Raw genomic sequence first — 218 nt, forward strand, 5'->3', positions numbered from 1 at the left:
AACTTTTTTAATCCGAAACTAAAAGCCCGTTTTCCCACGTTTAAAAGTAAGCATGGCAGACAATCTAGCTATCATTGTGTCGGGATCAAAGTCATTGATGGCGCGATAAAAATCCCCGAAAATCGCACCGATTGAAGCGCGTTTACATCGTGAAATTACGGGGGCGCTGAAAAGTATCACACTGAGTCGCAGCGCAACCGGAAAATACTATGCGTCAC

General features: G+C 44.5%; 1 pseudogene. It reads left to right on the plus strand.

What is annotated here, in order from left to right:
- Positions 1-218: pseudogene (locus BHE89_RS03705) on the plus strand (RNA-guided endonuclease TnpB family protein); the annotation flags it as partial.

The organism is Shigella sp. FC1967 (genome assembly GCF_001743005.1).
Lineage (GTDB): Bacteria > Pseudomonadota > Gammaproteobacteria > Enterobacterales > Enterobacteriaceae > Proteus.